Here is a 26,334-nt window from a genome sequence, read left to right on the forward strand (position 1 = left end):
AAGTTTTGTTTTTAAACTTAGAATCCTGCTTTTATTGGGTTTCGCGGTTTCATTATTTCTCTTAGAAAAATTGTTGCGTATGAGCCACGGTATAACATGAAGCTTACTTCGGCGATATGCTTGGACGAGTGTGTAAAGTCTTTTTCTATCTTGTCTAAGGAAAAATTGTTTAGTGGAGTTATGGCGGCTCGCAGTTCTCCTTTCGTGGTTGTTTCCGGCATCGCTTTGATTCTAAAGTTTTCTTGAGTTACGCCTTCTTCTTCAAGAATTTGTTTTTCGATTTCTCCTTGAACGCCTTGCGAGGTTCGCTGTTTCAAACCTATTAAAGGAAGAGCTAAACGCATCTTTCCAGCAACGACTGCATCGTTAATTTCTTTAAGCGTTTGTAGGTTTGCTGTTCTATACATTGTGGTCATTGGCAATCCGGAGTGTTCAATGTTCACAACATAATCTCCAACTTCAATTTTATTCAATGCAAAACCGCTTGTGATTCTCTTGCTTAGAAACTTGTTGAAGAGATAAGATTGATAGGCTTGTGGAAAGAGTAGACGCAATTTTGTTGGTAGTCGTCGGAAGGCGCCTACGAAATCGTCTGGTTTTTGAATTAAGTGCCGGAGCATCAGCCGTTCATAACGTAGTTGCTTCGGAAAATTCTTTAGCGCTTGCTTAAAATCTTGTGTGGCTTTTAATTCTTTGCGTGCTTGTCTTGATTCTGGATGCTCGTAGGGGCTGGGCTTAGCCAAAAAAAGCATGGTTGCCTTCTTGAAGTTGCCTTTAACAAGAGCCTTACCCACAAGATGCGTTATTGGGCGTGTTGTGCCGAAACGCTGATGACCGAAAAAGTTGGGAACACCGCCTACTGCTTTGAGTTCTTCAACGATTTTTGCAGTTCTCTTTTCTATTGCGGATTTGGAGTGGCGTATTGCTCTGATTGTGATGTTAAAATTGTTTCCCAAGAGGTAATATGGTGAAAGTTTACTGCGAAAATAGCCTACGGGATGGATTTCTATGTCCTTGACTTTAATCTGCCGAAGTGTTTCGGCTGTTACGCCTTCAATTGTGATGTGCTGAGCTGTGAGAGCCTTAGCGTCTTTTATGCCCGCAATGTGAATTTGCCCAGTGCTTACGCCAATTTGCTCTGCAATCATTCTAATGGCTTGGAACGTGTCCCAATTTCGCTTAACCATAACGCATAGTAGATAACGGTCTCTTGTTGATGATACACCTAATGGTTGGTGCCCCAGAGTGTGGTTAACTTCGGCTTTGGAACCGTCAACCAACACTTCTTTAACAACAAAATCCTTAACAGACTGCCGAATAACTCCGCCGACACCAGAAGAAGCGGTAGCATAAACTTCAATGCCGATTAACTTCTCAACTTTAGGAACAAACAAGCCACATAACGCTCTTTTAAAGCTAAAAGAGAGGAAGCCTACCAGTTAACCTATCCACCTTCTCAACCGGTGCTGGACCAATTCCTAAACAAGTAACAGTTCCCGGCGGAATCTCAGTCAAACCTCTATCAACAATCAATGCACAAGGCAACACTAACTCTTTCGCTTGTTTCTCTAACTCTAACAATTCCTTTTCGCTTTTCACCTTAACAGCTATTTTGCATTGTCCTTCACTTAACCAATTTTCCCACCATGCCTTGTGGTGTTTGCGGGCTTCTTCTGCCGCAGAAACCGCCGCATGACCCGCTTGAGCAGCAACTTTACCCTTACTCAAACGTAAATCAGAACGAAAAACAACCACTTGCTTATAACGAAACTTGCTCATGCGCTTCCAACCGTCCCTAACAGTTTGTTCTCCAGAGATTTTAAGGATTCGCAGACAAATGGAGAAAGAATAGGTAGAAAAGAGCCGAGAGAATCCGTGGGCTCCGCAGAGCATGTATGAGCGCTTGTCCTTGAAAATCTATGTCTTCAACATTTCGAAAAGTTTTATCCAGACCTAATTTTGTGCAGAAACCAATGGCATCATCCATTTTCTTATCAGACATCGCATTGAGCGTTTTCCTTATTCTAAGCATGGCTTTCATGTCAAAACCTAAAAGTTTCTCACATCGCCTCTGATATTTGCTTAGAAAAATGGTAGAAAAATCATCCGCGTATAAAGCTTCACGTGCCACTTCAGCGGCAATTCTTGCACAGTTCATTCCCATAACCACTCCGCCGCCAGTTGTGGGCTTCACTTGAGATGCAACATCACCGACTGCTAAAAAACCGTTCGAATATGCTTTCGGAATTAGTCCTCCCAGCGATATCGGGTGAAAAGTGGTTCGCAATATTCTTGCTGCACGCAATTTCTTGGAAGCCACTGGATGATTGCACATCAATTTCTGCAAAAACTCCTTCGGATTTCCAATTTGCGCTGCTAAACCCACTTTCGCCTTTCCATCTCGCTTCGGAGCCAACCACGCATAAAAACCCGGCGCATAGTGTTTTCCAAGAAAAACTTCAACTATGTCTGGCTCTACGTCTTTAACGTTTTCAACCTCCGCCTGCACAGCATTAACAAGCATTTCACTGTTTAGCGTTTGCAAGCCAGTTTGCCTCAAAATTCGCGAAGAAATTCCCTCAGCGTCAACTACAAATTTAGCCGTAAACTCACAGTCAACTTCGCCGTTCAGCCTTACTAATGCACCCTTTACAAAACCGTTCTCAACGATTAATGATTTAACCTGCGAATTTAGGCAATATTGCGCGCCAACTTTTTCTGCCTTTTTTGCAATGTGCTTGTCAAATAAAGCACGGTTAACAATACATGTTACAGGTTGAGAAAAACGAACTGAGAGGGTTTTTCCGCTGGGCGAGTGAAAGTTTGCTCCATAAAAAACGTTTTCAACAATCTCATCGGGAAGCGGATAAAGCCCCAGAGTCCTTAAGCCCTTGATGCTTAAGTGTCCAGTGCAATGGCATGGAACACCAATTTCTTCATGTTCCTCAAAAACCCTAACGTTAAAGCCATGCTTTGCCAAGTTTAGAGCCGCAAATGACCCGCATGGTCCACCCCCAACAATAATGGCGTCTGAAACTGTTTCCATCGAATGCACACTGACTACGTTACAAGCTCAACCCGTCTTTTGCCCCGAGCCAACGACATAGTCCGAATTTTCCCGCCGATTTCCAACCGCATCAAAAGCTCATTGAAGTCCTTAAAGCCCAAATCTTCATATTCTTCGCTTAACGCATCGAACAACTCCGTGTCTGTCATCGCGCCTTTCTTCTTCAAAATCTCCAACAAAACGAAATAGGCGGGATGTGTCTTCCAAGTTTTAACTGGCAAGACCATGCGCTCCTAAGCAACAGGCGTGGCGGGCTTCTGAACTTGCCGAACTTGCTGCATGAAACCCTTATACCATTTCTCCATGTCCGGCGTAATTGACGGGCCAGTCCTTTTCAGTGCTTCTTGAAAGTCCACCATCGCAACTTCTTTTGTATTTACATCTCTTCGCAGGGCTTGCATGGCGGCTTCTCTGCAGAGAGCTTCGATGTCTGCACCCGAATAATTCTTTGTCATAGCCACCAGTTCTGATAAGTTGACGTCTTTTGCCAAAGGCATGTTCTTCGTGTAGATTTTGAATATTTGCAGTCTGCTTTTCTCGTCGGGCTCCGGCACATATATTAGTCTGTCGAATCTTCCCGGACGGAGCACTGCTGGGTCTACAATGTCTGGTCTGTTTGTCGCGGCTATAACAACAATGTCTTCTAAAGCCACGATTCCATCCATCTCGGTTAATAGCTGACTTATGACACGTTCTGAAACGCCGCTGTCCGCGAAGCCTAAACCTCTGCGGGGCACAAGCGAGTCTATCTCATCAAAGAATATAACTGAAGGCGCTGCCATTCGCGCTTTTCTAAAAACTTCTCTAATGGCTTTCTCAGATTCGCCAACCCACTTTGAGAAAACCTCTGGACCCTTAATTGTTATGAAGTTGGCTTCGCTTTCGGTGGCAACAGCCCTTGCCAGAAGCGTTTTTCCACAGCCTGGCGGTCCATAGAGAAGTATGCCTTTTGGTGGTTTGATACCGAGGCGGTTGAACATTTCAGGGTTTTTCATAGGCCACTCCACTGCTTCTTTTAGTTCCTGTTTTACTTCTTCCAGTCCGCCTATGTCTTCCCAGTGGACGGTGGGCACTTCAATGTAGACTTCACGCATGGCTGTGGGCGTGACTTCCTTGTAAGCGTTCATGAAGTCTTCCATTTTAACTTCCATTTTCTCTAGGACGCTTGGCGGTATGCGTTCTTCTTCAAGATTTATTTGCGGCAAGTATCTGCGGAGGGCTTTCATGGCTGTTTCGCGGCATAATGCTGCTAAGTCTGCGCCTGTGTAACCATGAGTCATTTCAGCCAGTTTTTTAAGGTCAACATCTTCCGCCAATGGCATTCCACGCGTATGAATCTGCAAGATTTCATGTCTTCCCTGCTTGTCCGGTACGCCTATTTCGATTTCTCTGTCGAATCTGCCAGGTCTGCGCAGTGCCGGGTCAAGTGCGCCGGGTCTGTTGGTGGCGCCTATGACGATGACGTTTCCTCTTCCAGACAAGCCATCCATTAAAGCGAGAAGCTGCGCAACCACTCGCCTTTCAACTTCGCCGGTAACTTCTTCACGTTTTGGCGCGATTGCGTCAAGCTCGTCGATGAATATTATGCTTGGTGCGTTCTGTTGGGCTTGCTGGAAAATTTCTCTAAGCCGCGCTTCTGACTCGCCGTAGAACTTGCTCATTATTTCTGGTCCATTTATTGAGAAGAAGTTTGCTTCTGATTCGTTCGCAACAGCTCTGGCTAATAGCGTTTTGCCACAGCCTGGTGGACCGTGAAGCAGAACTCCTTTTGGCGGTTCTATTCCGAGTCTTTGGAAAAGCTCCGGATGCCTCAAGGGAAGCTCAACCATTTCTCTTACTCTTTGTATTTCTTCGTGTAAACCGCCGATGTCTTCGTATGTTGTTCGCGGTAATCCTTTTCCTTCCGGTGCTGGCTCGTTTAGAATGGTGAGTTTTGTTTCTGATGTGACTTTCACTATGCCGTGCGGGCGGGTTTTTGTTACTGTGAAGGGAATGGCGTGTCCAAGCATCATCACAAGCGTTGTGTCGCCTTCGACAAGCGTTCTTTCCATGAGGCGATTTTTCACGAAATTGGTGAAATCTTCATCAACGTTTAGGCGCATGTCCACCGGCGCCAAAGTTATGCTTAACGCAGTTTTGACTTTGGCGGGGCGCACAACGACGTATTCATTTATGGCTACGCCGGCGTTTTTGCGTGTGAAACCGTCTATTCTTATCATGTCTCTGTTTTGGTCTTCGCTGTAGGCTGGCCAAGCTATGGCGGAAGTTGTTCTTTTTCCAGCTATTTCTATAACGTCGCCTGCTGTTATTCCTAATTTCTGCATTGTTTTTTGGTCTACGCGGGCTATGCCTCTTCCAACGTCTCTTTGTCTTGCGTCTCCGACGCGTAGTTGTACTTCACTCAATTAGAATCCTTCCCATTATTTGTTGATTGGGATACATCACGAAACAAAGTTTCAATCCTATATAAATGTTTAAACCAAGTGTTTAAGGTTATCTGCTTGTTCTGCGCACCATGACAGTTTGCACTTGGCTTATTTCGTCCATGCCTTCCAGTTTCTTTTCAAGTTCTTCAAGTATGCCTGTCTTGTCTTCTGGAAAGGTTATCTGCACCAGCAGTGCTTTTAAACCGAAGGCTATTGGTTCTTCGCCGTATCCGCGAACCGCGGCAAACTCTGGAAGAGTCTTTTCAATCTTCTTTTTCAATGGGTCGAAGTTGTCGATTACTTCTTTTGGAAAGATTTTGTAGACAATTACGACGCTACCCATTCTTTAACCTCCATCATTTATGGTCCGACGAAACCGCATTTGGGACATTTATATGGACGCCCAAATTTTCTGCATTTTCCGCAACGGCGTATTTGGATTTCGCCGCAGTTTGGGCAGAGAAATTTTGTGGCTTCCGCTGCAGGCGGGATTGGTTTGCCACAGCTTGTGCAAGTAATTAGAGTGATTGCCGCGGTTTTTTCAGACATCATGACCCCTTCATGTGGTGGTTCAGTAATTGTCAGACTTCCTTATATCTTCTATGTTCACCTCGCAAGTTTATTATTATAGTTCAAAGTGTATATTTCATGGGATTCTTTTGGGCGTAAACCTCCGCGACCTCGTTCCAAAAACAACCATAAGCCTCGAAAACTTAGCCGGGAAATCCATAGCCATAGACGCTTACAACGCATTATACCAGTTTCTAGCCATAATCCGCCAGCCAGACGGCACACCATTAAAAGACAGTGGCGGAAGAGTAACAAGTCACCTAAGCGGTCTGCTTTACAGAACAAGCAACCTCGTGGAGCTAGGCATAAAACCAATCTACGTGTTTGACGGAATCCCGCCAGCGCTTAAAGAAGTGGAAATAAAGAGGCGTATGAAAGTCAAAGAACAAGCTATGGCGCTGTATGAAAAGGCGTTGAGTGAAGGCAGAATGGAAGAAGCCCGTATGTACGCGCAAGCGACATCACGCTTGAAGGATTACATGGCAGAAGACAGCAAAAAACTCTTAGATTTGATGGGGATTCCATGGATTCAAGCGCCTAGCGAGGGAGAAGCCCAAGCGGCTTTTTTGACAAAACGTGGCGATGCTGATTACTGTGCAAGCCAAGACTATGACAGTTTACTTTTTGGCGCTCCAAGGCTCGTGAGAAATGTGACAATTTCTGGTCGGAGAAAGCTTCCAAGCAAAAACATCTACATTGAAGTTATTCCAGAAGTGGTTGAGCTTGAAAGTGTCCTAAAAGAATGTGGAATAACGTATGAGCAATTAGTTGATGTGGGAATACTGATTGGAACAGACTTCAATCCAGACGGCATCGAAGGTTTAGGACCGAAAACTGCCTTAAAACTGATAAAAGAGCATGGAAACATAGAGAATGCCATGCCATATCTTAAAAACGCGAATTTTCCAGTTGAACCTCAAAGAATTAGGGAGATTTTTCTACACCCAAAAGTGACAGAGAATTACAAAATAGAATGGAAGGAACCAGACATTGAAGGAATAGTGAGCTTCATTTGTGGAGAAAGAGACTTTTCAGAAGACCGCGTGCGAAAAGCGCTGGAAAAAATGCAGGAAGGAGCTAAAAAACTTAAAGGAAAAACAACGTTGGAAAAATGGTTCGGCTGACGAAGTGAGTATAGAAATCTTTAACTTCTCTCCAAACATAATGCATTACCCCAAAAAATGGTGAAGTCACTTGGAAAAAAACCAAATTTCACTTCCAGTAGATGAACTACCAACAAAATGGTTCAACATAAGTCCTTATCTGCCAGAACCTTTACCTCCACCGAAAGAACCAGAAAATGGTCCTTCAAGAATGGAATTCCTTGGAAAAACAATGGTTCACGAATGCCTAAAACAAGAAATGTCAACCGACCCGTGGATACCAATTCCAGAAGAAATAAGAGAACTATACATTCAAGCAGGACGCCCTCGACCGCTTTACCGCGCAAAAAGATTAGAAAAATACTTAAAATTGAAAAAAGTGCGACTTTACTACAAACGTGAAGACTTGTCTCCAACCGGCTCTCATAAAGTAAACACTGCACTGGCACAAGCGTATTATGCAGCAAAAGAAGGAAAAACAACACTAGTCACAGAGACAGGAGCAGGACAATGGGGAAGCGCTCTTTCCTACGCCGCTTCAATCATGGGTCTCAAATGCGTAGTCTTCTGGGTTCGAGCCGTGTATGACTGGAAAAATGAACGACACACTTTGATGAAACTTTTAGGCGCAGAAGTGCACGCTTCACCAAGTAAAGAGACAAGCATCGGAAGAACGCTCTTAGCGCAAAATCCGAATCATCAAGGGTCACTTGGAATAGCAGTCTCAGAAGGTCTAGAATACGCTGAAAAACATAGCAACAGCGTTTACTGTTTAGGTTCCGTTCTCAACCATGTTCTGATACATCAATCAATAATTGGATTAGAAGCCATAAAACAGTTCGAACTTGCCGACGACTCACCAGACTTGATTGTTGGATGCCTAGGCGGAGGCTCAAACTTCGGCGGAATCGCACTGCCTTTTGCAGGTGAAGTTTTACAGAAAAAACGAGAATGCGAATTCTTAGCAGCCCAATCGCAAGCAGCACCAAACCTTGTCAAAGGAGAATACCGTTACGACTTTGGCGATGTTGCTGAGCACACGCCTTTGTTAAAAATGTACACGTTAGGACACAAGACTGACATGGTGCCAATTAAGGCTGATGGTTTACGTTACCATGCAGCAGCACCTTTAATCAGCGCCCTCAGACACCACAACATAATGAGAGCTGTAGCTTATCCAGCAGACGAAAAAGCAATTTTTGAAGCAGCAAGAATTTTCCTGCAAACCGAAGGTTGGCTCATAGCGCCAGAATCAAGCTACGCAGTACACGCTGGAATAGACGAAGCGTTAAAGGCAGAAAAGGCTGGACAAGAAAAGGTCATATGCATGAATATTAGCGGGCATGGTTTTTTGGATTTGGTGGCGTACAAGGAGAAGTTGGAATTCTAAAAATTACACTTAGAACCTTCACTTCCTATAGTCTGAGACAAGCATCAGCCTCTTAGTTGTCAACTCAGCCAAAACTGCAAGGTCTTCAGTTGGCAAATAGTGACTAGCCGACAAATCAAAAAATATGCTCGCTGAAGGCTGAAGTTCACTATCGCCTTTCCATAAGACATACGTCAAAGCAACCATAGGCAAAGCTGGAACCTCAACCGACACATCACCAAACTGGCATTTGACTCCACCTAAAACTTCAGCTGCCTCAACTAAACTTTCTGGGTTGTTTCCAAATCTTTTAGTTATTGGGTGAACCGCTCTCTCTAAGAATGCTTCCTCATAGGCGTAGCCTCCGGGCAAGTTTCTAAACTTAACAAGTTCACCAGTTTTCTGGGCGGGTTCAGCCTTAGAATAATGTGCAAGCAGAACATACAAGGTTTCAGGATTAGCCATATACATGTTTTTTATTTTATCGTAAACCTTGCCAGAACTCAACTCTAGTGTATAGCCTAAAAACTCAATAAAACCATGCTTGAAGCCAAGTCTACCACTTAAACTGCATATTTGCTCTGCATACGTCCTCCACAAAAATCTCAAACCCGCAAGTTAGAATTTATGGCCGTACTTTCCTGTTAAAGGAACAAAGGCTACTCCGCCTAGGTTTTCCTCCTTAAGCTTTCCATTAACGCTTTTGGTGAGTTTCATTAGAGCTTGGAATAAGTGCACACTCCCAACAGGGATTAGCATAATTCCGCCTGGTTTTAACTGTTCAATCAGCGGTTTAGGAACGTCGGGTGCAGCAGCCGTCACAAGAACCCTGTCATAAGGAGCCTTTTCAGGATAACCCAAAGAACCGTCAGCGCAAATTATTGTTACGCGGTCTCCGTAGCCTTCATTCAAAACGTTTTTCCTCGCATACTCCGCTAAGCCTTGAACAATTTCAACCGTGTAAACGTGACCCCACTCACTTCTTGGTGCATCTCTAGGCGCGACTATCTCTGCTATCGTGGCTGCGTGCCATCCGCTTCCCGCTCCAACCTCTAACACTTTATGCCCAATTTCTAACTGTAAGGCTTCATTCATTATTGAAACCATGTGCGGAGCCGAAACTGTCTGTCCAAAACCAATAGGAAGCGGCGTGTCAACAGCGCTATAAGACTGCATGTTTTCTGGAAGAAATTTCCCACGTGGCACAGAACGCATCGCTTTAATTACTTTTGGCGAACGCAGAATGCCTTCTCTCACAAGGCTATCAATGAGTCTTTCCCAGTCCTTCCTCTCCAAACAAAGGCACCAAATGAATAATTACAGCGTAGCCTTTTAACATTATTTGATTCAAGAAAGGGTGTTGGATGAAAAGTTATTTCACAGTGACTGATTTTGCAAGGTTTCTCGGCATGTCCGGGTTATGTCCTCTTTCAACTGCCATGTAATACGCAAGCAACTGTAAGGGAATAACGAAGGGTATCGGCGACAAAACCTCTGGAATACCCTTGGGCACTTCTATGTAATCGTCTGCTAACTTTTTGATTTCTTCGTCGCCTTCCTCAATAATAGCGATTATGGACGCGCCTCGGGCTTTCATTTCCATTATGTTTCCAATCAGAGTCTTGTGCGTCTCATCCTTCTGGCATATGAAAACCACGGGAAAACCTTGTTCCACGAGGCTTATGGGTCCGTGTTTGCTTTCACCGGCTGGAAAAGCTATGGCGGGCACGTAAGCGATTTCCATAAGTTTAAGTCTTCCTTCATAGGCTGTGGCTGTGCTTATTCCGCGACCTAGGAAGAAGAAAGTTTTTGCGTCCTTGTATTTCTTTGCAATTTGCTTTATTTTTTCCTCTTGCGTCTGAATTATCATCTCAACAATCTCTGGTAGCTTCTCCAACTTTTCAGCCAAAAAGTCCATCTCATCCTGAGAAACTTTTCCTCTTTTCTTTGCAAGCCTCAAAGCTAATTGGGCTAAAACTGAAAGTTGGGATGTGAAAGTTTTCGTTGCTGCCACGCCTATTTCTGGACCGGACTGTTGTCCAATGTAAACCCGCGAGACACGCGTCAAAGTTGAGCCGATAACGTTAGTTAACCCAAGAACTGTTGCGGCTCTCTGACGGGCGCAGTTCACAGCGGCTAATGTGTCTGCTGTTTCGCCGGATTGACTTACTGCTAATATTGTGCTGTCGATGTTGACGGACTTGCCATGTTGCTCAACAAACTCTGAAGCGATAACGGGATATGTTGCAAGAAAAGCGAGTTTGGAGAACATGTAGGATGCGGCTAAGCATGCGTGATAGGATGTGCCGCAGGCTACGAGGAAAACTTCTCGAGCACGGTCTAGAAAAGTCGCCATCAAATCAAGATAATGCTCTTGCAGTCTAAGCGTGTTCCGCAGAGTCTCGGGTTGCTCATGAATCTCCTTCAACATAAAATGCGGGTAACCCTGTTTAACAGCCATTTCAGGCGTCCAATCGATGATTTTTGGCTCTCGCAGAACAAGGCTTGCGTCGGCGATTTTCTTTATTTCGTAGCCTTCAAGCGAAAGAGTGACGAGCTCTCCATCATTGACTATAACAGCCTTGTTGGTTAATGGTAGAAATGCTGGAATGTCAGAGGCACAATAAATTGCATTTTCGTTCACACCGACGACGAGTGGGCTTTCGTGTCTGGCGCATACTATTTTGTTTGGTTCCTTTGTTGAAATTACGGCTATTGCATATGAACCATCAAGTCTTTTTGTTGCTTCCAGAACTGCGTCAGCAAAACCCAAAGAGGGATTGTTTTTTAAAACTTGCTCGATAAGATGGACAACCACTTCTGTGTCAGTTCTAGATTTAAAAACATGACCCAAACTTTCTAACTCAGCCTTTAGCTCGGCGAAATTTTCTATAATACCATTATGGACGAGAGCAATTTGTCCGCTGCAATCCACATGCGGATGCGCATTTACCTCTAAAGGCGCGCCATGCGTCGCCCATCGTGTGTGTCCGATGCCGAGACCCCCAGGCAAGTCGTCCAGGTCGCGTGTTTTGTGAACTTCGTCTATTTTTCCCTGGTCTTTTTTTATGTAGAGTTTGCCGTCGTGTATGGTTGCTTCGCCCACGGAATCGTATCCTCGATATTCGAGCCTTTTCAAAGCTTCATGGATTACTGGCGCTGCGTTTCCGTTTTTTAAGATGCACCCGAAGATTCCACACATCTTTAAGCCTCATCGTTTAATTTTTGACTTCGCTGAGCCGTATTCAAGGCTTTTCTGCAGTAATAAGCTTTCTTAAGAGAAAAATTCGAGTTCTAAAAATTCCTTAAAAGTATTTTCCATGAAACAGTAAGAATTTTGCTCTAATTTAAATGAGACCATTAACAAATTTTTTATAATGAACCAGTTTTATTTCAACGCTTTTCGCGCCATTTCAGCGCCTTGAACCAAGTTTTTCAATTTTTGAAAGGCCACTTCCCACGTTCTTGTTCTTAAACCACAATCTGTGCTGGCGCATATTCTGTTTGGGTCGCCAACAACATTAACTGCGTGTAATATCCTGTCTCTAACAAGCTCTGGCGGTTCGATGAAATCTGTGTGGACATCTACTACGCCTACACCGTATTTTCCATGGAACCCATATTCCTCGAACAGTTTCAGTTCTTTATAGCCTATTCTCGCATCTCCAATCTGTCGGTTATCCCTGTTCGCAAATTCAAGAGTCAGCTGGCTACAGTTTCGCAATTCACAAGCGTATTTAGCGAGGATTTGATAGTTGCTGTAGCAATTGTGCAAGCTGAAAGTGCAGTTGAAACCCTTCACCGTTGCATTGAAGGATTCTACAAACAGTTCCATCTCTTCTTCGGTTGGGTTTGTCGTCGCTGCGGGTTCGTCGATTTGAATCCACTCTGCGCCGGCATTTACTAAATTTCTTATTTCTGGTCTAACAACCTCATTTACCAAATCAAAAAGAAACTCTCGCTTGGCTTCAAGTTTTCTTCGTCGGAAATCTTTAACTTTTCCGCTGAGCTTTTTTTCATAATATTCGTTGAATGTCCAATCGACAAGCGTGTAGGGTCCAGTGAATGGAACTTTTATTTTTACATGTGTGTTTTGTTTGGTGAATAGAAATTCGTCAACATAGAAAGGCTTCACATATTTTGGTTTGCTTATGCACGCTGCCTTGTTGAAGTAGCGGTAATCAAAGGATTTCACGAGACCTAAAAATTCGAAACCCATCACGTTTCTAATTATGTGTTCATACATCTCTGAGCGCCATTGTTCGCCGTCATAATAAACGTCTATGCCCGCTTTTTCGAAAAGTTTAATTGCGTATCTTGCAGACCATTCCAGAACAGTCTTTCGCTTTTTAGGAGAATCTTTCTCGGCTAGCAATTTAACAAGAACGCCCGTGTCTGTGATTCCTAGTCTTTTTCCCCATTCCACAGCCTCAGCTAAATCCTCCGTTGATAGCGGCGTCCCTCTGTAGCTTTTTACTCTCCATGACGGTTTAGCGAGGCTGCCAACTTCTTGTGTAGGAAAAAGTTTATTCATTAATCTCCTCTCTCAGACGCTTAGCCACGCTGCCGATAAGGTGCATCTTTTCTTGTGCTCTCTCCCATGGTAAAAATTCTAAATCACAGTTTGGGCAAACAAAAATGTCCTTTTGCTTTGAGCTATGCAAAGATTCAACTATTTCTTTTATGGATTCAATTAGAGTATCCGCTTCTTCAACTAACGAGTTTCGAGCATCAACTAAGCCTAAAGCGATGTCTTTATCAAAACTGTAATCTTTTAGTTTGTTAAGGTCTGTTTCGTACAAGTCTATCCCAAAATGATCAACGGGGAAATCCAAAGCGTCGGGTAAAATTTCACAGAAATCTCCGAAAAACGTTTGAAGGCATGTCTTTATTTGCGCGCCCTCTACAGAGACTTTTAATGCTTCGTTTACTGTTTTTATTTTATCTTTTGAAATAGATTGTTTGAAGGGTTTATAGACTAAAGCTGGGTCGCTTAACTGAACATATTTAAAGCCTAGTTTGGCTAAGCTTTTGATTTCTTCGTTCAATATTTCGGCATACTTGAACATAAGTTCCTCGTTGCTTTTGTAAAACTTGTTTTCAGAAAGCTGCGTGAAAGTGTACGGTGCGGGTAGAATTGCTTTCCAAGGGATGTTTTTAGGTAAGAGTTTAATGTAACTTGAATTTTGGATTATGTTTTTTTCGCGTCTTAGTTCATTTACTATCACGGGTTTTCTGTAAAACGTGTTGTTGTTAAACCATCTGGATAAACTTCCAACAGCTACTCCAGCAAGATTTTCCGTGAAGGGACGAAGCAAGTCTTGCCACTTGAGCATTCCATCAGTTATGTAAGTGAGCCCCGCAGAAGATTGCGCGTTTATTGCCTCCAACGTAGCATCTTCAAAAGCCTTCTCAAGTTCTCTTTTGCCAGCTTTTCCTCTTTCGTAGGCTCTCGTAAGTTCTACAAGCTCTTTTGTTCTTGGAAGTATTCCAGTGATGTAGCAGCCAATCATTTTAAACATACTCTGCTAAGCTTATTAGCGCAGGGTGTTGAATAGACTATTCGGCTACCGTAATAAAAATTTTAATAATAGATTAAGCTTTATCCACTTGAAAGGCTATGAACAAAAAACTGCTTCTTCACGAAGAAGACAAAACACAAAAAGTTAAAGAAATCGCGATAGTTGAAGACCCGCAAAAGCTGAAAATGATGCTTAACAGGCTTAGCTGGAAAATTCTGGTTTTACTTTCTGAAAATGAGATGTACCCGCTTGAAATAGCAAAAAAATTAGGCATCCACGAACAAAAAGCCTACTATCACATAAGAAAATTGGCAAAGGCGGGAGCTATAACTGTAGCGAGAGAAGAAGAAAAGAAAGGCGCCATAGCGAAATACTACAAGACCGTTTCGCCAGCGTTTGGAATAGAGCTTCCGCAAGAGTACAAACCAATAAAGAGGATTTCGCTATCAAGTATGAACGAACAAGTTCGAAAATTCTTTAAAGAATTCATAAAGGAAGACGAAACTTTTGAAGGAAAAATAGTTGTGGGCAGCCCAATGCCTCACGGACCCTTCAAAACAAGCGCGAGAGACGGACATTACGCTTCTCACTTAACATTCTTTTTGGGGCAATTCGCAAGATTGCCAGAAGAATTTGCAATAAAATTGGATGTTGACGTGAAAGCTGAAAAGGAAGAGAAAAACAACCTGATTCTAGTTGGTGGACCCGGAACGAACCTTTTGACGCAAGAGTTGAATGGACATCTGCCGATAAGGTTTAACATGCAACCGTCTGCGCAAGGCTTTTTGTTCGGCGGTTTAGTTTCAAAGAAAACATCTAACGTTTACACTGCAGATGCTGTTGGATTGATAGCAAAAATCGTGAACCCATGGGACAGCACCAAACGCGTTATTGTTTTAGCTGGAAACAAAGCAGTAGGCACAAAAGCATGCGTTTTGGCTTTGACAAATTTCTGGAAGAAAACCTTGAAAAACTATCATGGCGAGGACACTTTCGCCACGGTTATACAAGGCTTCGATTTGGATGGAGATGGAAAAGTCGATTCAATAGAAATTCTCGAATAATTTGTGTGGTGAAATAATATTTGTTGACTGTCAGAATGGCAACGATGAAGGATTTACCTCATATTTTGGCGCTTGAGAAACGGAATGGCGAACCTACAAACGAGGATCTGCATGTCTTGTTTAAGTTAGATAATCCAAATGAGAAATGTAGGTTTTTCGTGGCGGAGGAAAATGGCAGAATTGTTGGTTATTCACGTATACATCTATATAGATGGAACAATAGCGCATATATTATAACAGTTCTCGTTGATGCTGAAGAACGACGAAAAGGTGTTGGAACAAACTTGCTTAAAGCCATGGAAGATTTTGCAAGAAAAAACAAAGCCAGAGTCTTAATGTTCGATACATCAGCAGATAATACTCCTGCTATACAATTGTGCTTTAAAAACGGTTTTAAAATCTGTGGATATAACGACAAAATCTATCGAAGCGGAAAAACGGCTGTCTACTTAGCGAAAGAGCTATGATAAGCAATCGATTGATAAGGTCAAAGACATGAAGTTTACTGAAACCATTATTGCATGCGGACACGAAAACATCCAAGCTACACATGCAACAACATTTGAAGTTACTAAGGAAAAGAAATTATCAAGAAAGGGTGACTGCATCATCGCAGTTTCAGCAAACAAGGCCTTAGCTGACCTATCTTCAGAGTTTAAGAAACGGTTACGACAAGATAATGCAAAGCTGACGATTTTGATTGAAGCCGGAGACATTGCTGACGCGGTTACTGCTTTTGGAAACTCAAAACTAATTTTGACTCATCCAACCGACATCGTTGTAAGAAAAAGCAGTTACATTTGTAATCGAACATTGGCGATACAAGCAGATAAGGCAGCATGTGACTTGTCACTGAAGCTTGTGGAGAAATTGAAAAATCCAAAACAAAAAGTGAAAATTACACTGAAATTGATAATTTAATGAATTTTTGCATCTATGACTGCTTGCCATTCATATGGTGCTGTTTCTCTGACAAACCTCGCAAAAAATATTTTTTCAACTTTTCTTCCGCATTTCTGAACAGCCTCTGCGAAGTGTAATTTCATGTTTTCTAATGAGTTGGAAGCGTTGATAAAGCTGTAAAAATGTATTACGCCACCTTCGGGCTTCAGCGTCTTGCATGCCGCATCCACGTATTCTATTGCTTTTTCCGGCAGGTTCATGATAACACGGTCGGCTAACCGTGCAAGCTTTTCCTCAACCACTTGTCTCGCATCACCAAGCAATGGGTAAACTTTGCTTATTAAGCGGTTAAGCCTAACATTCTCACGCAAAAACTCAACAGCATATGGGTTAACATCCACAGCGTAAACTTTCACCTTCCCATGAGTTTTAGCAATCAATATCGCGAAGGGTCCAACACCAGTGAACAAATCCACAACAGTTTCGCCTTCCATGACAAGTGACGCAACTCTTTTATGCTCATAAGAGAGCCGTGGAGAAAAATACGCTTTAGTTAAATCCACACGAAACTGGCAGCCATGCTCCTTATGGATTGTCTCAGTTTTGGGCTCTCCAGCGATTACTACGAACTCTCTAAGGCGATATGTTCCACTGACGGCACCAACTTTAGCAAGCACGGTTCGCACATTCTTATGCGCTTTAAGAATTGCTTCGCCAATAACGCCCTTGTATTCTGCAAGCTCTGGTGGAATCTCAGCGATGGCAATGTCGCCAACGAAATCTATTGCGCGTGGCAGATTAGCCAACAAGTGCGGGGGCAGCTTGCCTTGAAGCAACTCAAAGAATGAGACTACACGCTTTTTCCTTTCAGGAAACTTGTAGGTTTGAATTTCAATGGTTGGAATTTTTTCTTGAAGCATTTTTAGCTCATCTTTCAATAAGTCACGAGCAAGCGGAATGTAAACGAATTCAGTAGTTCTTTGAATTTCCAGTTGTTTATCCACAATTTTTAGTTTGTTGGAAAAAACTACGGCTTCTTCACCGTGCACTTTAGGAACTTTAATGCATAAAGCTTGTTTAGACATAAAATCACAAAACCTTCATTTTATTAACGTCACAGTTTCCTTCAATTCTTTCAGCCATTTCCTTAACTTTTTCGAACAGTTTCCTACTTATGATGCCTTTTTCATAGGCTTTCTCAAGTTTTTCCATGTCTAAAACTTTAATTGAGCCGCCTGGATGGATGCAAACGTCAACTTCCAAATCCACATAACGTAACGCGTTTGGATAAACTTCCACAGGCGTGTTCAAGTTTATGTAGGTGCCCTTCCACTCTCCGCCAGCCGAGAAATACCGCGTTGTTATGCACCACTCGCCAATCTTGGTCTCACTTATTGCCTTGTCTCCAGCTTCCTTTCTAACGCCTAACCCGTCATAGAAACCGTCACTTCGCATCCTTCTGCTATACTTTATTCGCTCTTGGTCTAAACTTTCTATCGTCGCTTGTCCCAAATGAAAGACGATGCCGCTAAGCTTGACATGCTCAACATCCACACTGGAGCCCTTTTCCGGAAACTTGCGGCAGATCTGCTCTTTGAATAACTCTTCAACATCACTTCTGGACTGCCCTTTTTCCAAAAGTTTCTCAGCCATTTCTAAAGCAGCCGCGATTTCGCCTCCGCAACTCTTGTAAAAGTGATGCCCTTCCAAAGTCAAAGTAGAACAGCCTCTTAATTTATCTAACATCTTTTTGGAAGAGTATGGAAACTCAACATCCACGAAACATGAGCCTTCAACTAAAAGCGAAGGAGCCTCAGCGGAGGAAGCCTTCGCATTTAAGGTTTTAACCTTCTCCGCCAACTCCTTTATTTCTTTCTCAAGCGCTTCTTTTTGCTGATTTTCAGAGGCGCTGCGCCAAATAATTCCCCAGCCTCTTGGTGCAAGTGTTTTTCCTAACTCGTAAAGTTCTGTCCGTCGCTTTAGGTCTTGAATTTTAAGGCTTACGCCCACTTTGCCGTTTCGCAGTAGGATTGCGTATGTGCCAACAATTTTCAGTTTTGTGGTTAAAATTGGTTGTTTTGCGCCTAATCTTTTTCTTTCAACTTGAACAATTATTTGCTTGTTGTCTTCATTGATGATTTCGTTTTTTGGAAGCTTGCCGATTATGCTGTTGCCGATGTCAACGTAAACAGCGTATTCGTTTGAGTCTGTAATGGCTCCTTTATAGATTCCGTCGACATTAACGTGCCATTTCCGTGTTAAGACATCATCAAAAGTAGACTGTAAGACAGCGTGAAACTTATTAATTGCTTCGCATGCGCCGAGTACTCTGACACCTTGCAAATCGTATCTGTCTTTTATCTTTAGGTCCGACGGCGAAACATCATCTACAATTTCAAACCGTTTCTTTATGGCTGGAGAAGGCTGAGCTATTTCGAAACCGTTGTCTAAGAGCAGTTTTGTAAGAGCAGTTGAGTAAATTCCTCGAACCTTCACTTTCATGACGTCAGCCAACTTTCTCAACCTTGTAAAGCCAGTTTGTTTTCTGCACATTGAATTTTACGCCTAAAATTTTCTCAACAAGCCAAATGTTTGTTTCCAAATGGTCAGAAACTGCGCGGGTTAAGTAGGCGGATTTGCCTTTTGCTAATGCCATGTACGGAATTAGCATGTCAGCTAAGTGAACGTCAACTGTAGGCTTTGCGGCAACTTCCACGTAGAGTTTTTCAGCGGCTTCTTTCCCAACAGCCTCGCTTGTTTTTCTTAGCTCGCCGATTGCGTCAGCACCGATGTACGCGTTTGTGTTTGTTTCAGCCCATAAAACTAGCGAACTGCCTTTCTGTAAAGGGTTAGATTTGTCGTTGACTATTTGAATGTCCGCTGTGTACCCTTTTTCTCTCAAGTAGTCGGTTGCCACTTTTGCTTGACGCTCAGCAACCTTTCTTTCTGCAAGAAAAGTGCAAACTGAAACTCCTCGGATAGCTTTGATTTTGCCAAAATTTCCCGCATAGAAAGGCTTCGGCGATTTGCATGGCTCAACATTTACGGTTACTTCGCCCATTCCTTTTGGGTAATATCCATACCTCTGAACCGTTAAGAAAGCGTCTATTCCCATACGCTTGAGCGTAGGCAAAAGCACAAACCGCACGTAGTTTACAGTTGGCGCGTGCGAAACGTCCGTTCCGCCCTTCGTCACATGCAAATGCACGGTTTTCTCTGCGAAAGCACAGATGGGAAACACGGTTAAGAGAAGCATTGGAATGCTTCCTGCCGTGCCAATTTCTGCCTCAATTTTTCCGCCTTTCACTTTTTTGGGATTAAACCAAAGCTCGCGTGAATTGAGCTCTGCTCCCTTAAGCTCGGCGTCACAGAGTCTTGCAGCAGTCAAAACCGCTTCTAAATGCTGCGGTCTCAAACCAGGCTGTGGTCTGTTCTGCCTAATATTGTAAATGTGCAGGGGTTGTCCGAGAATGGCGGCTAGAGCAACAGACAATCTGAGAATGGTTCCGCTTCCGCTTTTTTGACTCCCGTCAATTTCAATCACGGGTTATGAGCACTCCCTCATTAATTTACGCATGAAATTTATTGTTTTATCAAAGCGTCAAAAACAATTAATAAATGAGTTAAGTATTAAGGATTTGGAAAGGAGAACGCGTATGAGTGAGCAAAAACAAACGTTGGAAAAGCTTGTGGAGAGAATTGACGAACTCCTAGTGGTTTTAAACAGAGTTGCCGAAGACTTGAGGCAAGTTTCCATTTCTCTAAAATCTATAGCCGTTTCGCAGCTTCCTCAACCAGTAACGCCTCCTACACCGGCGCCTACGCCTGCGCCTATGCCGGGAATGCCGAAAGCTCCGGAACGAGTGAAAGCCGTAGAGGACATAAAAATGATGTTTCCAGAAGATTTAGAGGGACTTTTGAATTTTGAGGAGAAAGAAGACTACATAATAATAAAGCCTCGGCAATTTTTAGGCTCTGAAAACTTTGCAAAGATTGCTTCCATAGTGCGGGGAATAGGCGGAGACTACGTAAGCGCTGGGAAAGGCTCACATTTCAGAGTGCCAAAGAAGAGAACTTAAAAAATTACGTCGTAGCTTCTTTCGTTCAAGAATTTAGCAAGCTCTTTCATGTTTCTCTTCTGGTGTGCGAAATTCAGTTTTATTGGGGTGATAGAAGCGTAATTATTTTCTCTGATTGCGTGCGTGTCCGTTTCTGCTTCGTCGCATGGATAATCTTCGAGAAACCACCCGCGAATTTGGTATCCGCCAGCTTTTTCGGCGAAAATGTCCGTGTAGCCCTTGTATGAAAGGCTTGTAATTTTAACGGTTCTGGACGCGGGGGTCTCTGGAACGTTAATGGAAATCACGTCAACATCTTTTGGCATTCCATTCGCTAATATGTACTCTGCAGTTTGCTTAGCTAATTCTGCACAAAACTCTAAGCTTTCCATGTGTATATTCGCATGCACTTTTCCTTCACTGTCCGTTATTCTTTTTAGGCTATAAGAGACTGCAATTGCGGGAATTCCGTGGATTGCCGCTTCCAATGCTGCGCCTAAGGTTCCAGAAGTTAACAAATCATCTATTCCAAGGTTTGGACCCAAGTTTATTCCGGACACTACAATGTTTGGAGGATGCTGCAGAATCTTGAAGAGTGCAAGCAGACAAGCGTCTGCAGGGGTTCCGCTGATAGCGTATGCGTTTGTTCCATCAGCAAGTTGTGTTTCTTTGACTTCGATTAGGCATGTTGAAACAGCTTTGCCCATGCCGCTTCGTTCATTTTCTGGAGCGACAACAGAAACCCTGCCCAACTCGTCCATTTTCTTTTTCAGAACCAGCAGTCCCGTTGAATGCACGCCGTCATCGTTTACTACGAGTATTTCTTTTGTTTTCAATTATTTTTCACGCACATCTTCCACAGAATTAGTCATCACTCTTATTAAGGTAGAGCTAGAAGCGGTAGCCATATCTTATTTCGAAATTTTTGAATTCGCCGGTGTAATCCTCCCAGACAATATTTACGCCAGTTACTCTTGCGCCCGGCGGTCCGCGCTTGCAAAATTCGATGAGCTTTTTCACGTTTTCTTCTTCGCCTTCAAAAACAGCTTCAACTCTACCATCTGGCAGATTGCGAACCCAACCTTTTACGCTGTATTTTCTGGCTTCATATTGTGTTTCTGATCGAAAGAATACGCCTTGCACTCTGCCGCTTACGATTACGTGGGCTCTGGTTTTCATGAATTCACCGTTTTATGCGCGCTTAATTATGGTTTATGATTTTCACTTTAACTTAACTCTCTCTGCTGCTTGACCATGTCGCTCCTGCAGTTGTTTTAAAAGAGATTTTGGTGGAAGTTGTTTTCAGGCGGGTCTGTTATGTTCGCGAATCATAATGGGAAACTGCTGGTTTATGCTTCAAGCGACATGTCTGAGGGAGAACGATTGAAGTCTGTGAGCGTCGCAGCAGAGAAAATGGCTAGACAGTTGCGACTTGGTGTGGAAGTTGTCACTTTTGAGGAAAAGTTTACGCCGATTTACGTTTATTACAAGAACGCTGAAGAAGAACCCATACCTTTGTATTGCGATAAAGGCGGAACATCTAGCATGCAAGAAATTTACGATGCATTAAGAAAAATGATGTTTGTCTTGTCGTTTCACCCGAAACATTCAGCTTTAAAGCAGATAAGAGAAGAAGTCATACACTTTTCTTGAATTTTATTGTTTGATTTTCAAGGGTTACTTCATAGATTTGATTGACGTCGAAGTCTATGCCGAGGCTTTCGTATTCTTGCTCTGTTAAGAACAAGATTATTTTCGGAACTGTAAACTGTCCTCTTGCAGGAAACATTGGCAGCTGCTGTTGTAACGCTTGCAGCATGTCTTGCACAACTTTTGCTTCTTCAGTTTGTGGTCTAACCACGAAATGTGGGATTGGGCGTTCCTCGATTAGTTCAATGCGTTTTCCAAGGTTTCCGTCAACATCTTGGATGGACTCGATTCGGTTTACTCTAACACGGAACATAGCAAATCATCAACAAAAGAGTATTACAGCTTGGTATTTACGCTTTCGGATAAAGTCTATTCCATTTCGATTGTTGCTGGCGGTTTAGGGGTAACGTCATAATAGATGGTTGACACGTTTGTGCATTTGTTGATTGTTTCTTCTGCGATTCTATTCAACGTTGCCCATGAGACATCTGACACTTGCGCTTTCAAGAAATCTTTAGTTTGCACAGACCGTATGCCTATCACATATGGCTTTTTCTCAGCCAAGCCCTTCGCTGCATAGAAAACTCTTGCAACCGTTGGGTTTTCAGTAATTATCTTCGCTTGAAGAGCAACTATGTGCTGAATAGCTGTTTGGTGAACTTTTCCATTCATTGTGTCAACCTTCACACCAGCTACTTCGCCGTAGCGTCTCTGTCCGCCCTCCACGCCGGTAGCTTTGTCTCTGAAAATTTTTACGTGAACGTTTCTGGACGGAACATTGAGAAAACGTGCAACAGTCTCTTGAATGCGTGCACTTTTTGAAGTCTCTAAAGCTTCTTCATTGTCGATTATTACAGCAAAGTATTGGCTGGGCTTATACTGAGCCAACTCACGCTCTACGATTGCCGTAGCCTTCCGCAGAGTCTCCAATTTGTCAGGTCGAATTTCTCCAACAACACGCACTGACAAGCCAGGTCCAGGAAATGGTTGACGCTCAGAAAGCTCAGACGGCAGTCCAAGATATCTCGCAACCATTCTGACTTGCTCCTTCAATAACGTCACAAGCGGCTCCATAACTTTGAAACCATAGCGTTCCATGGGGTTTATGCCCATTTGCTCCAGAACATTATGTTGTGTTTTTACGCCGCCAACAGTTTCAATTATGTCTGCACGTATCGTGCCTTGCACAAGAACATTACAACCTTCTTTTTTGGCGGTTTCACCTAAAACTTGATAGAAGGTTTCACGGAACATCTTGCGTTTTTCTTCCGCATCCCTCAAGCCTTTCATTGCTTGCAGGAAGCGTTCGCGTACGTTGACAATTTTTGTAGGAACGTTTAGAGGCGGTTTAGACAAGATTTCTGCTACGTGTTCAGGTTCGCCTTCCCGCATGAAAGCATCATCCAATATCACACAGACAAGGGTTTCGCCTATTGCTCTATGCGTTAGTACGGCGCATGTTGAACTGTCAACGCCGCCAGACACAGCCACTAAAGCTTTTTCGTTGCCAATTTTTTTCTTTGTTTCTTCAATTTCGGTTTCAACGAATTTTTTAGGGTCAAACATTTCCAAAGTATCCAGCACTCCTTCTAAATTGCTAATTGATTTGCGCTTTCACAATTTATGCATTTGCCAAAATGCAACGGAACAGTGGAGTATTTAGGTTAGAAGATAATAACTAAAGTGGAAAATTCACCATTTTCTATTCACACCATTTCCATTAAACAATAAAATCGCCTACGCCAAGACTGCGAGATTCAAACTATTCTTTAAAAAACTCAATGTTTCTTCCCGGAAGAGAGACATGATTGCTGAAACCTTCTGCAATTAAAGTTTTTTAGCCAAAGCCTATTTTATAATAAGAAAAGTGTCGAGATGATGCGATGAAGACTGAGGAAATAAAGACTAAAGGCAAAGTCATAAATGAATTGAACGAAAGCTATTTTGACTTGATACAAGGCATGAAAGGAACGATAAGGGAAGTGAAAACTGCAAAGCAGCAGTGGAAGGACGGAAACAAATCAAGACTTATAAAATTAGGTTTGGCGTTAATAGTATTTCCAGAACCCACCCCCATAAGCGAAACAATAGGTTCGTTTTTAGTGGCTGCTGGCATGGTTCAAAAGGGAATCCGAAACCAAGCCATTTACATTGAAGATATTGGCAAGACATTTCAAAACACGCTCAGAGAAATAAGAACCACCACGGACGCTCTTAAAGAATTATGAATGTTTACCTAAATCTTATATTTGCTACATGTTATATGCATAACATGTTTGGGGGAAGAAACATGAAACTAGTAACAGTCCTATTACCTGAGGCTTATCTTGAAGGGTTAGATGAGCTTGTGAGAGCCAACATGTACCCGAGCAGAAGTTCAGCTATAAGGTCGGCGGTTAGAGATTTGCTTAAAAAAGAGCTTTGGGAAAGAAGAGAAAGGTAAAAACTGTCCTTTTTTCACATTTTCGTTAAGTTATGACGCTGTTTTGCGTTTACTCGTTGTTTGTGAAGGATGAAATCGTAAAGTTTAAAGGTAAGATGCTGTGTTCTGTGTTGCAATTGGTTAGTTAGGTGGTAGAACACAATTAGCCAACAAAACACAATGAAGGAGAACAAGCGACTTGAATCTTACATTGATAGCCCCAGTTGCCGGGCTTTCAGCGGTAATCTTTGCCATTTACAGAGCCTACCGCATGCTGAAGAAACCCAATGGCACATCAAGCATGGTTGAGATTTCTAACACAATCAAAATAGGCGCTACCGCTTATCTTAACCGTCAATTCAAAACAGTTGCCGTCGTCGGTGCAGTTTTGACAGCCCTCATCTCTTTAGCTTTTGGCGTTTTCGTCGCCTTAACATTCGCCGTCGGTGCATTCTTTTCAGCACTTTCAGCATACATAGGCGTTATAATCGCCATTCGTGCTAACGTTAAAACAGCCGACGCAGCCAAACGCGGCTTCAAAGAAGCCCTTGAAACCGCTTCGCACAGTGGCACCGTTGTCGGACTTTCTCTTACTGGGTTAGGCTTAGTTGGAGTTAGCGCACTTTACTTCTTACTTGGCGACCCGATACTTCTTGTTGGTTTAGGATTCGGCGCTAGCCTCATCGGCTTATTCGCAAGAGTGGGCGGAGGAATATATACAAAGGCGGCGGATATGGGCGCCGATTTAGCGGGTAAAGTGGAAATGGGTTTCCCAGAAGACGACGCTCGAAACCCAGCAGTCATCGCAGATCAGGTAGGAGACAACGTAGGAGATATTGCGGGCACGGGCACAGACGTTTTCCAATCTTACGTATGCACATTAGTAGCAACTATGATTCTTGGCATAACAGTCTACGGAAACGAAGGCTTAATTTATCCGTTGATAGTTCTTGGAGCAGGAATTTTCGCGTCAATGGTAGGGTCGCTTTTTATCAGAACAAAGAGTGGAGACGCAAGACAAGCCATGGACAAGGGCATGTACGTGGCAGCCGTCTTAGTCAGCATTGCCTCAGCCTTTGCGGCATGGACAATTTTTAACAGATTCAGCGCTTTTTATGCCACACTCACTGGAGTCGTAGCAGTTGTTTCGCTTGCGTGGCTGACTGAACGCTACACTTCACCAAGTAAATCGCCTGTAAAAGCCATAGCGAGAGCTTCAAAAACTGGTCCAGCCACTAACATTTTAATGGGGCTCTCTTTAAGTTTTGAAAGTATAACTTTTCCCATAGTGATCTTTTCTGGAGCGGTGATGATTGCCTATTATTTTGAAGGCTTATATGGTATAGCTTTGGTGGCGGTTGGTTTTCTATCTATAACAGCAACGTTCATCGCCATGTCTTCTTACGGACCAATCGTAGACAACGCTCATGGCATGATTGAAATGACAAACTCAAGCCAAGAAGAACATAAAGTTGTGGATGCGTTGGATTCTGTTGGTAACATAACCAAAGCAGTTTGCAAAGTTTACGCCATAGGCACATCAGCATTAGCCCAAATTGCTCTATTCTCAGCGTACATTCAAGCAGCGCAACTTCAAACAATCGATGTGATGAAGCCTTCCGTGATAACTGGAATGCTAATAGGTGGAATGTTATCCTTCGTGTTCTGTTCATTAATAATCAAAGCAGTTGGAAATGCGGCTTACAGCATGATTAGAGAAGTGCGCAAGCAATTCAGCGAAAACTTCGGATTGGCTAACGGAGAAGCCAAGCCCAATTACACCAGATGCATAGACATCAGCACAAAAGCAGCATTAAGAGGCATGCTACTTCCAGCATTATTGTCAGTGGCAATCCCCCTTATGATAGGACTTTTATTGGGTAAAGAAGCAATGGGCGGCTTAATAGTCGGAAACCTCGTAACAATGCTTCCCCTCGCCATTGTCATGTCTATTGGCGGCGCAGCATGGGACAACGCCAAAAAATTCATCGAAGCAGGCAATCTCGGCGGCAAAGGAACACCTGCACACACAGCAGCAGTTATCGGAGACACGGTTGGCGATTCATTAAAAGACGCAGCGGGTCCGTCATTAGATGTATTCATAAACTTGATTGGAATAATTGCCCTGTTGTATGCAGCGTCTTTAGCGACGTATTCGCTTATTCCGTGAAAAACCACTG

At 43.1% G+C, this 26,334-nt stretch carries 29 protein-coding genes; 10 read left to right on the top strand and 19 right to left on the bottom strand.

Features of this window, described 5'->3' with window-relative positions; genetic code table 11:
- Window positions 1–17: 17 nt before the first annotated feature.
- The 7 genes from truD to HM003_00390 all read right to left on the bottom strand — a co-directional run bounded on the left by truD (window position 18) and on the right by HM003_00390 (window position 6,042).
- Window positions 18–1,394, bottom strand: a complete 1,377-nt coding sequence (gene truD, locus HM003_00360) for a tRNA pseudouridine(13) synthase TruD (protein MBX5327795.1) — start codon at window positions 1,392–1,394, stop codon at window positions 18–20.
- Between the two features lie 22 nt (window positions 1,395–1,416).
- On the bottom strand, window positions 1,417–1,779 hold the full coding sequence (locus tag HM003_00365; protein MBX5327796.1) for a peptidyl-tRNA hydrolase: 363 nt from the start codon (window positions 1,777–1,779) through the stop codon (window positions 1,417–1,419).
- A 40-nt stretch (window positions 1,780–1,819) separates the two neighbouring features.
- Window positions 1,820–3,046, bottom strand: a complete 1,227-nt coding sequence (locus HM003_00370) for an NAD(P)/FAD-dependent oxidoreductase (protein MBX5327797.1) — start codon at window positions 3,044–3,046, stop codon at window positions 1,820–1,822.
- Between the two features lie 14 nt (window positions 3,047–3,060).
- Window positions 3,061–3,288 carry a hypothetical protein gene (locus tag HM003_00375; protein ID MBX5327798.1) on the bottom strand — a complete coding sequence of 76 codons (228 nt, stop codon included), beginning with the start codon at window positions 3,286–3,288 and terminating at the stop codon, window positions 3,061–3,063.
- Window positions 3,289–3,300: 12 nt separating this feature from the next.
- On the bottom strand, window positions 3,301–5,472 hold the full coding sequence (locus tag HM003_00380; GenBank protein ID MBX5327799.1) for a CDC48 family AAA ATPase: 2,172 nt from the start codon (window positions 5,470–5,472) through the stop codon (window positions 3,301–3,303).
- An 88-nt stretch (window positions 5,473–5,560) separates the two neighbouring features.
- On the bottom strand, window positions 5,561–5,836 hold the full coding sequence (locus HM003_00385; protein MBX5327800.1) for an elongation factor 1-beta: 276 nt from the start codon (window positions 5,834–5,836) through the stop codon (window positions 5,561–5,563).
- Between the two features lie 17 nt (window positions 5,837–5,853).
- Window positions 5,854–6,042: a DUF1610 domain-containing protein gene (locus HM003_00390; GenBank protein MBX5327801.1), complete on the bottom strand. Its 189-nt coding sequence runs from the start codon at window positions 6,040–6,042 to the stop codon at window positions 5,854–5,856.
- 110 nt (window positions 6,043–6,152) lie between these two features.
- On the opposite strand from HM003_00390, the gene HM003_00395 reads away from it, so the two are divergent.
- Window positions 6,153–7,187: a flap endonuclease-1 gene (locus tag HM003_00395; protein ID MBX5327802.1), complete on the top strand. Its 1,035-nt coding sequence runs from the start codon at window positions 6,153–6,155 to the stop codon at window positions 7,185–7,187.
- Window positions 7,188–7,257: 70 nt separating this feature from the next.
- Window positions 7,258–8,556 carry a TrpB-like pyridoxal phosphate-dependent enzyme gene (locus HM003_00400; GenBank protein MBX5327803.1) on the top strand — a complete coding sequence of 433 codons (1,299 nt, stop codon included), beginning with the start codon at window positions 7,258–7,260 and terminating at the stop codon, window positions 8,554–8,556.
- Window positions 8,557–8,574: 18 nt separating this feature from the next.
- Here HM003_00400 and HM003_00405 read toward each other — a convergent pair whose 3' ends face one another.
- The 5 genes from HM003_00405 to HM003_00425 all read right to left on the bottom strand — a co-directional run bounded on the left by HM003_00405 (window position 8,575) and on the right by HM003_00425 (window position 14,048).
- Window positions 8,575–9,135, bottom strand: coding sequence for a DUF3786 domain-containing protein (locus tag HM003_00405; GenBank protein ID MBX5327804.1), 561 nt, complete (start codon window positions 9,133–9,135; stop codon window positions 8,575–8,577).
- A gap of 18 nt (window positions 9,136–9,153) precedes the next feature.
- Complete coding sequence (locus HM003_00410; protein MBX5327805.1) at window positions 9,154–9,831, bottom strand: protein-L-isoaspartate(D-aspartate) O-methyltransferase; 678 nt, start codon at window positions 9,829–9,831, stop codon at window positions 9,154–9,156.
- 76 nt (window positions 9,832–9,907) lie between these two features.
- A complete protein-coding gene (glmS, locus tag HM003_00415) occupies window positions 9,908–11,737 on the bottom strand; it encodes a glutamine--fructose-6-phosphate transaminase (isomerizing) (GenBank protein MBX5327806.1) in 1,830 nt (609 codons plus the stop codon).
- A 186-nt stretch (window positions 11,738–11,923) separates the two neighbouring features.
- Complete coding sequence (locus HM003_00420; GenBank protein ID MBX5327807.1) at window positions 11,924–13,069, bottom strand: hypothetical protein; 1,146 nt, start codon at window positions 13,067–13,069, stop codon at window positions 11,924–11,926.
- Window positions 13,062–14,048: a hypothetical protein gene (locus HM003_00425; protein MBX5327808.1), complete on the bottom strand. Its 987-nt coding sequence runs from the start codon at window positions 14,046–14,048 to the stop codon at window positions 13,062–13,064. Before HM003_00425 ends, HM003_00420 begins: the two co-directional genes overlap by 8 nt.
- Window positions 14,049–14,155: 107 nt before the next feature.
- On the opposite strand from HM003_00425, the gene HM003_00430 reads away from it, so the two are divergent.
- The 3 genes from HM003_00430 to HM003_00440 are packed head-to-tail and all read left to right on the top strand — an operon-like array spanning window position 14,156 to window position 16,042.
- Window positions 14,156–15,121 carry a helix-turn-helix domain-containing protein gene (locus HM003_00430; GenBank protein ID MBX5327809.1) on the top strand — a complete coding sequence of 322 codons (966 nt, stop codon included), beginning with the start codon at window positions 14,156–14,158 and terminating at the stop codon, window positions 15,119–15,121.
- A 23-nt stretch (window positions 15,122–15,144) separates the two neighbouring features.
- Complete coding sequence (locus HM003_00435) at window positions 15,145–15,588, top strand: GNAT family N-acetyltransferase (protein MBX5327810.1); 444 nt, start codon at window positions 15,145–15,147, stop codon at window positions 15,586–15,588.
- A gap of 28 nt (window positions 15,589–15,616) precedes the next feature.
- Window positions 15,617–16,042 carry a DUF371 domain-containing protein gene (locus tag HM003_00440; GenBank protein ID MBX5327811.1) on the top strand — a complete coding sequence of 142 codons (426 nt, stop codon included), beginning with the start codon at window positions 15,617–15,619 and terminating at the stop codon, window positions 16,040–16,042.
- Here the strand turns inward: HM003_00440 and HM003_00445 are convergent.
- The 3 genes from HM003_00445 to HM003_00455 are packed head-to-tail and all read right to left on the bottom strand — an operon-like array spanning window position 16,039 to window position 19,568.
- On the bottom strand, window positions 16,039–17,109 hold the full coding sequence (locus HM003_00445) for a class I SAM-dependent methyltransferase family protein (GenBank protein ID MBX5327812.1): 1,071 nt from the start codon (window positions 17,107–17,109) through the stop codon (window positions 16,039–16,041). The two genes, HM003_00440 and HM003_00445, sit on opposite strands and share 4 nt — an antisense overlap.
- A gap of 4 nt (window positions 17,110–17,113) precedes the next feature.
- Window positions 17,114–18,577 (bottom strand): DUF402 domain-containing protein, encoded by a 1,464-nt coding sequence (locus HM003_00450; protein MBX5327813.1) that lies wholly within the window; start codon window positions 18,575–18,577, stop codon window positions 17,114–17,116.
- Window positions 18,531–19,568 (bottom strand): RNA 3'-terminal phosphate cyclase, encoded by a 1,038-nt coding sequence (locus tag HM003_00455; GenBank protein ID MBX5327814.1) that lies wholly within the window; start codon window positions 19,566–19,568, stop codon window positions 18,531–18,533. The genes HM003_00450 and HM003_00455 overlap by 47 nt, the downstream gene beginning before the upstream one ends.
- A 112-nt stretch (window positions 19,569–19,680) precedes the next feature.
- On the opposite strand from HM003_00455, the gene HM003_00460 reads away from it, so the two are divergent.
- Window positions 19,681–20,103 (top strand): hypothetical protein, encoded by a 423-nt coding sequence (locus tag HM003_00460; protein ID MBX5327815.1) that lies wholly within the window; start codon window positions 19,681–19,683, stop codon window positions 20,101–20,103.
- Here HM003_00460 and surE read toward each other — a convergent pair.
- Both surE and HM003_00470 read right to left on the bottom strand, forming a co-directional pair.
- Complete coding sequence (surE, locus tag HM003_00465; protein ID MBX5327816.1) at window positions 20,100–20,918, bottom strand: 5'/3'-nucleotidase SurE; 819 nt, start codon at window positions 20,916–20,918, stop codon at window positions 20,100–20,102. The two genes, HM003_00460 and surE, sit on opposite strands and share 4 nt — an antisense overlap.
- Before the next feature lie 55 nt (window positions 20,919–20,973).
- Window positions 20,974–21,261, bottom strand: coding sequence for an acylphosphatase (locus HM003_00470; GenBank protein ID MBX5327817.1), 288 nt, complete (start codon window positions 21,259–21,261; stop codon window positions 20,974–20,976).
- Window positions 21,262–21,399: 138 nt separating this feature from the next.
- Between HM003_00470 and HM003_00475 the strand changes: the two genes are divergently transcribed.
- Window positions 21,400–21,735, top strand: a complete 336-nt coding sequence (locus HM003_00475) for a hypothetical protein (GenBank protein MBX5327818.1) — start codon at window positions 21,400–21,402, stop codon at window positions 21,733–21,735.
- Here HM003_00475 and HM003_00480 read toward each other — a convergent pair.
- Window positions 21,719–22,045: an arcadin 1 gene (locus HM003_00480; protein ID MBX5327819.1), complete on the bottom strand. Its 327-nt coding sequence runs from the start codon at window positions 22,043–22,045 to the stop codon at window positions 21,719–21,721. The two genes, HM003_00475 and HM003_00480, sit on opposite strands and share 17 nt — an antisense overlap.
- Window positions 22,046–22,101: 56 nt before the next feature.
- Window positions 22,102–23,298, bottom strand: a complete 1,197-nt coding sequence (locus HM003_00485) for a GMP synthase (protein MBX5327820.1) — start codon at window positions 23,296–23,298, stop codon at window positions 22,102–22,104.
- 317 nt (window positions 23,299–23,615) lie between these two features.
- Between HM003_00485 and HM003_00490 the strand changes: the two genes are divergently transcribed.
- From HM003_00490 to HM003_00500, 3 genes are all read left to right on the top strand, one after another.
- Window positions 23,616–23,960 (top strand): hypothetical protein, encoded by a 345-nt coding sequence (locus HM003_00490; GenBank protein ID MBX5327821.1) that lies wholly within the window; start codon window positions 23,616–23,618, stop codon window positions 23,958–23,960.
- Window positions 23,961–24,022: 62 nt separating this feature from the next.
- Complete coding sequence (locus tag HM003_00495; GenBank protein MBX5327822.1) at window positions 24,023–24,175, top strand: ribbon-helix-helix protein, CopG family; 153 nt, start codon at window positions 24,023–24,025, stop codon at window positions 24,173–24,175.
- Between the two features lie 178 nt (window positions 24,176–24,353).
- Window positions 24,354–26,324: a sodium-translocating pyrophosphatase gene (locus HM003_00500; protein MBX5327823.1), complete on the top strand. Its 1,971-nt coding sequence runs from the start codon at window positions 24,354–24,356 to the stop codon at window positions 26,322–26,324.
- The last annotated feature ends 10 nt before the right edge of the window (window positions 26,325–26,334 follow it).

The organism is Candidatus Bathyarchaeota archaeon A05DMB-5 (assembly GCA_019685655.1).
Classification (GTDB): domain Archaea; phylum Thermoproteota; class Bathyarchaeia; order Bathyarchaeales; family Bathycorpusculaceae; genus DSLH01.

Excerpts from the sequence above, each read along its gene's own strand:
- HM003_00385 (MBX5327800.1), bottom strand. The coding sequence starts at position 5,836 with ATGGGTAGCGTCGTAATTGTCTACAAAATCTTTCCAAAAGAAGTAATC.
- HM003_00480 (MBX5327819.1), bottom strand. The coding sequence starts at position 22,045 with ATGTTCCGTGTTAGAGTAAACCGAATCGAGTCCATCCAAGATGTTGAC.
- HM003_00425 (MBX5327808.1), bottom strand. The coding sequence starts at position 14,048 with ATGATTGGCTGCTACATCACTGGAATACTTCCAAGAACAAAAGAGCTT.
- HM003_00475 (MBX5327818.1), top strand. The coding sequence starts at position 21,400 with ATGTTCGCGAATCATAATGGGAAACTGCTGGTTTATGCTTCAAGCGAC.
- HM003_00470 (MBX5327817.1), bottom strand. The coding sequence starts at position 21,261 with ATGAAAACCAGAGCCCACGTAATCGTAAGCGGCAGAGTGCAAGGCGTA.
- HM003_00460 (MBX5327815.1), top strand. The coding sequence starts at position 19,681 with ATGAGTGAGCAAAAACAAACGTTGGAAAAGCTTGTGGAGAGAATTGAC.
- glmS (MBX5327806.1), bottom strand. The coding sequence starts at position 11,737 with ATGTGTGGAATCTTCGGGTGCATCTTAAAAAACGGAAACGCAGCGCCA.
- HM003_00445 (MBX5327812.1), bottom strand. The coding sequence starts at position 17,109 with ATGTCTAAACAAGCTTTATGCATTAAAGTTCCTAAAGTGCACGGTGAA.
- HM003_00450 (MBX5327813.1), bottom strand. The coding sequence starts at position 18,577 with ATGTGCAGAAAACAAACTGGCTTTACAAGGTTGAGAAAGTTGGCTGAC.
- HM003_00490 (MBX5327821.1), top strand. The coding sequence starts at position 23,616 with ATGAAGACTGAGGAAATAAAGACTAAAGGCAAAGTCATAAATGAATTG.
- HM003_00365 (MBX5327796.1), bottom strand. The coding sequence starts at position 1,779 with ATGAGCAAGTTTCGTTATAAGCAAGTGGTTGTTTTTCGTTCTGATTTA.
- HM003_00370 (MBX5327797.1), bottom strand. The coding sequence starts at position 3,046 with ATGGAAACAGTTTCAGACGCCATTATTGTTGGGGGTGGACCATGCGGG.
- HM003_00440 (MBX5327811.1), top strand. The coding sequence starts at position 15,617 with ATGAAGTTTACTGAAACCATTATTGCATGCGGACACGAAAACATCCAA.
- HM003_00430 (MBX5327809.1), top strand. The coding sequence starts at position 14,156 with ATGAACAAAAAACTGCTTCTTCACGAAGAAGACAAAACACAAAAAGTT.
- HM003_00485 (MBX5327820.1), bottom strand. The coding sequence starts at position 23,298 with ATGTTTGACCCTAAAAAATTCGTTGAAACCGAAATTGAAGAAACAAAG.
- HM003_00390 (MBX5327801.1), bottom strand. The coding sequence starts at position 6,042 with ATGTCTGAAAAAACCGCGGCAATCACTCTAATTACTTGCACAAGCTGT.
- HM003_00495 (MBX5327822.1), top strand. The coding sequence starts at position 24,023 with ATGAAACTAGTAACAGTCCTATTACCTGAGGCTTATCTTGAAGGGTTA.
- HM003_00420 (MBX5327807.1), bottom strand. The coding sequence starts at position 13,069 with ATGAATAAACTTTTTCCTACACAAGAAGTTGGCAGCCTCGCTAAACCG.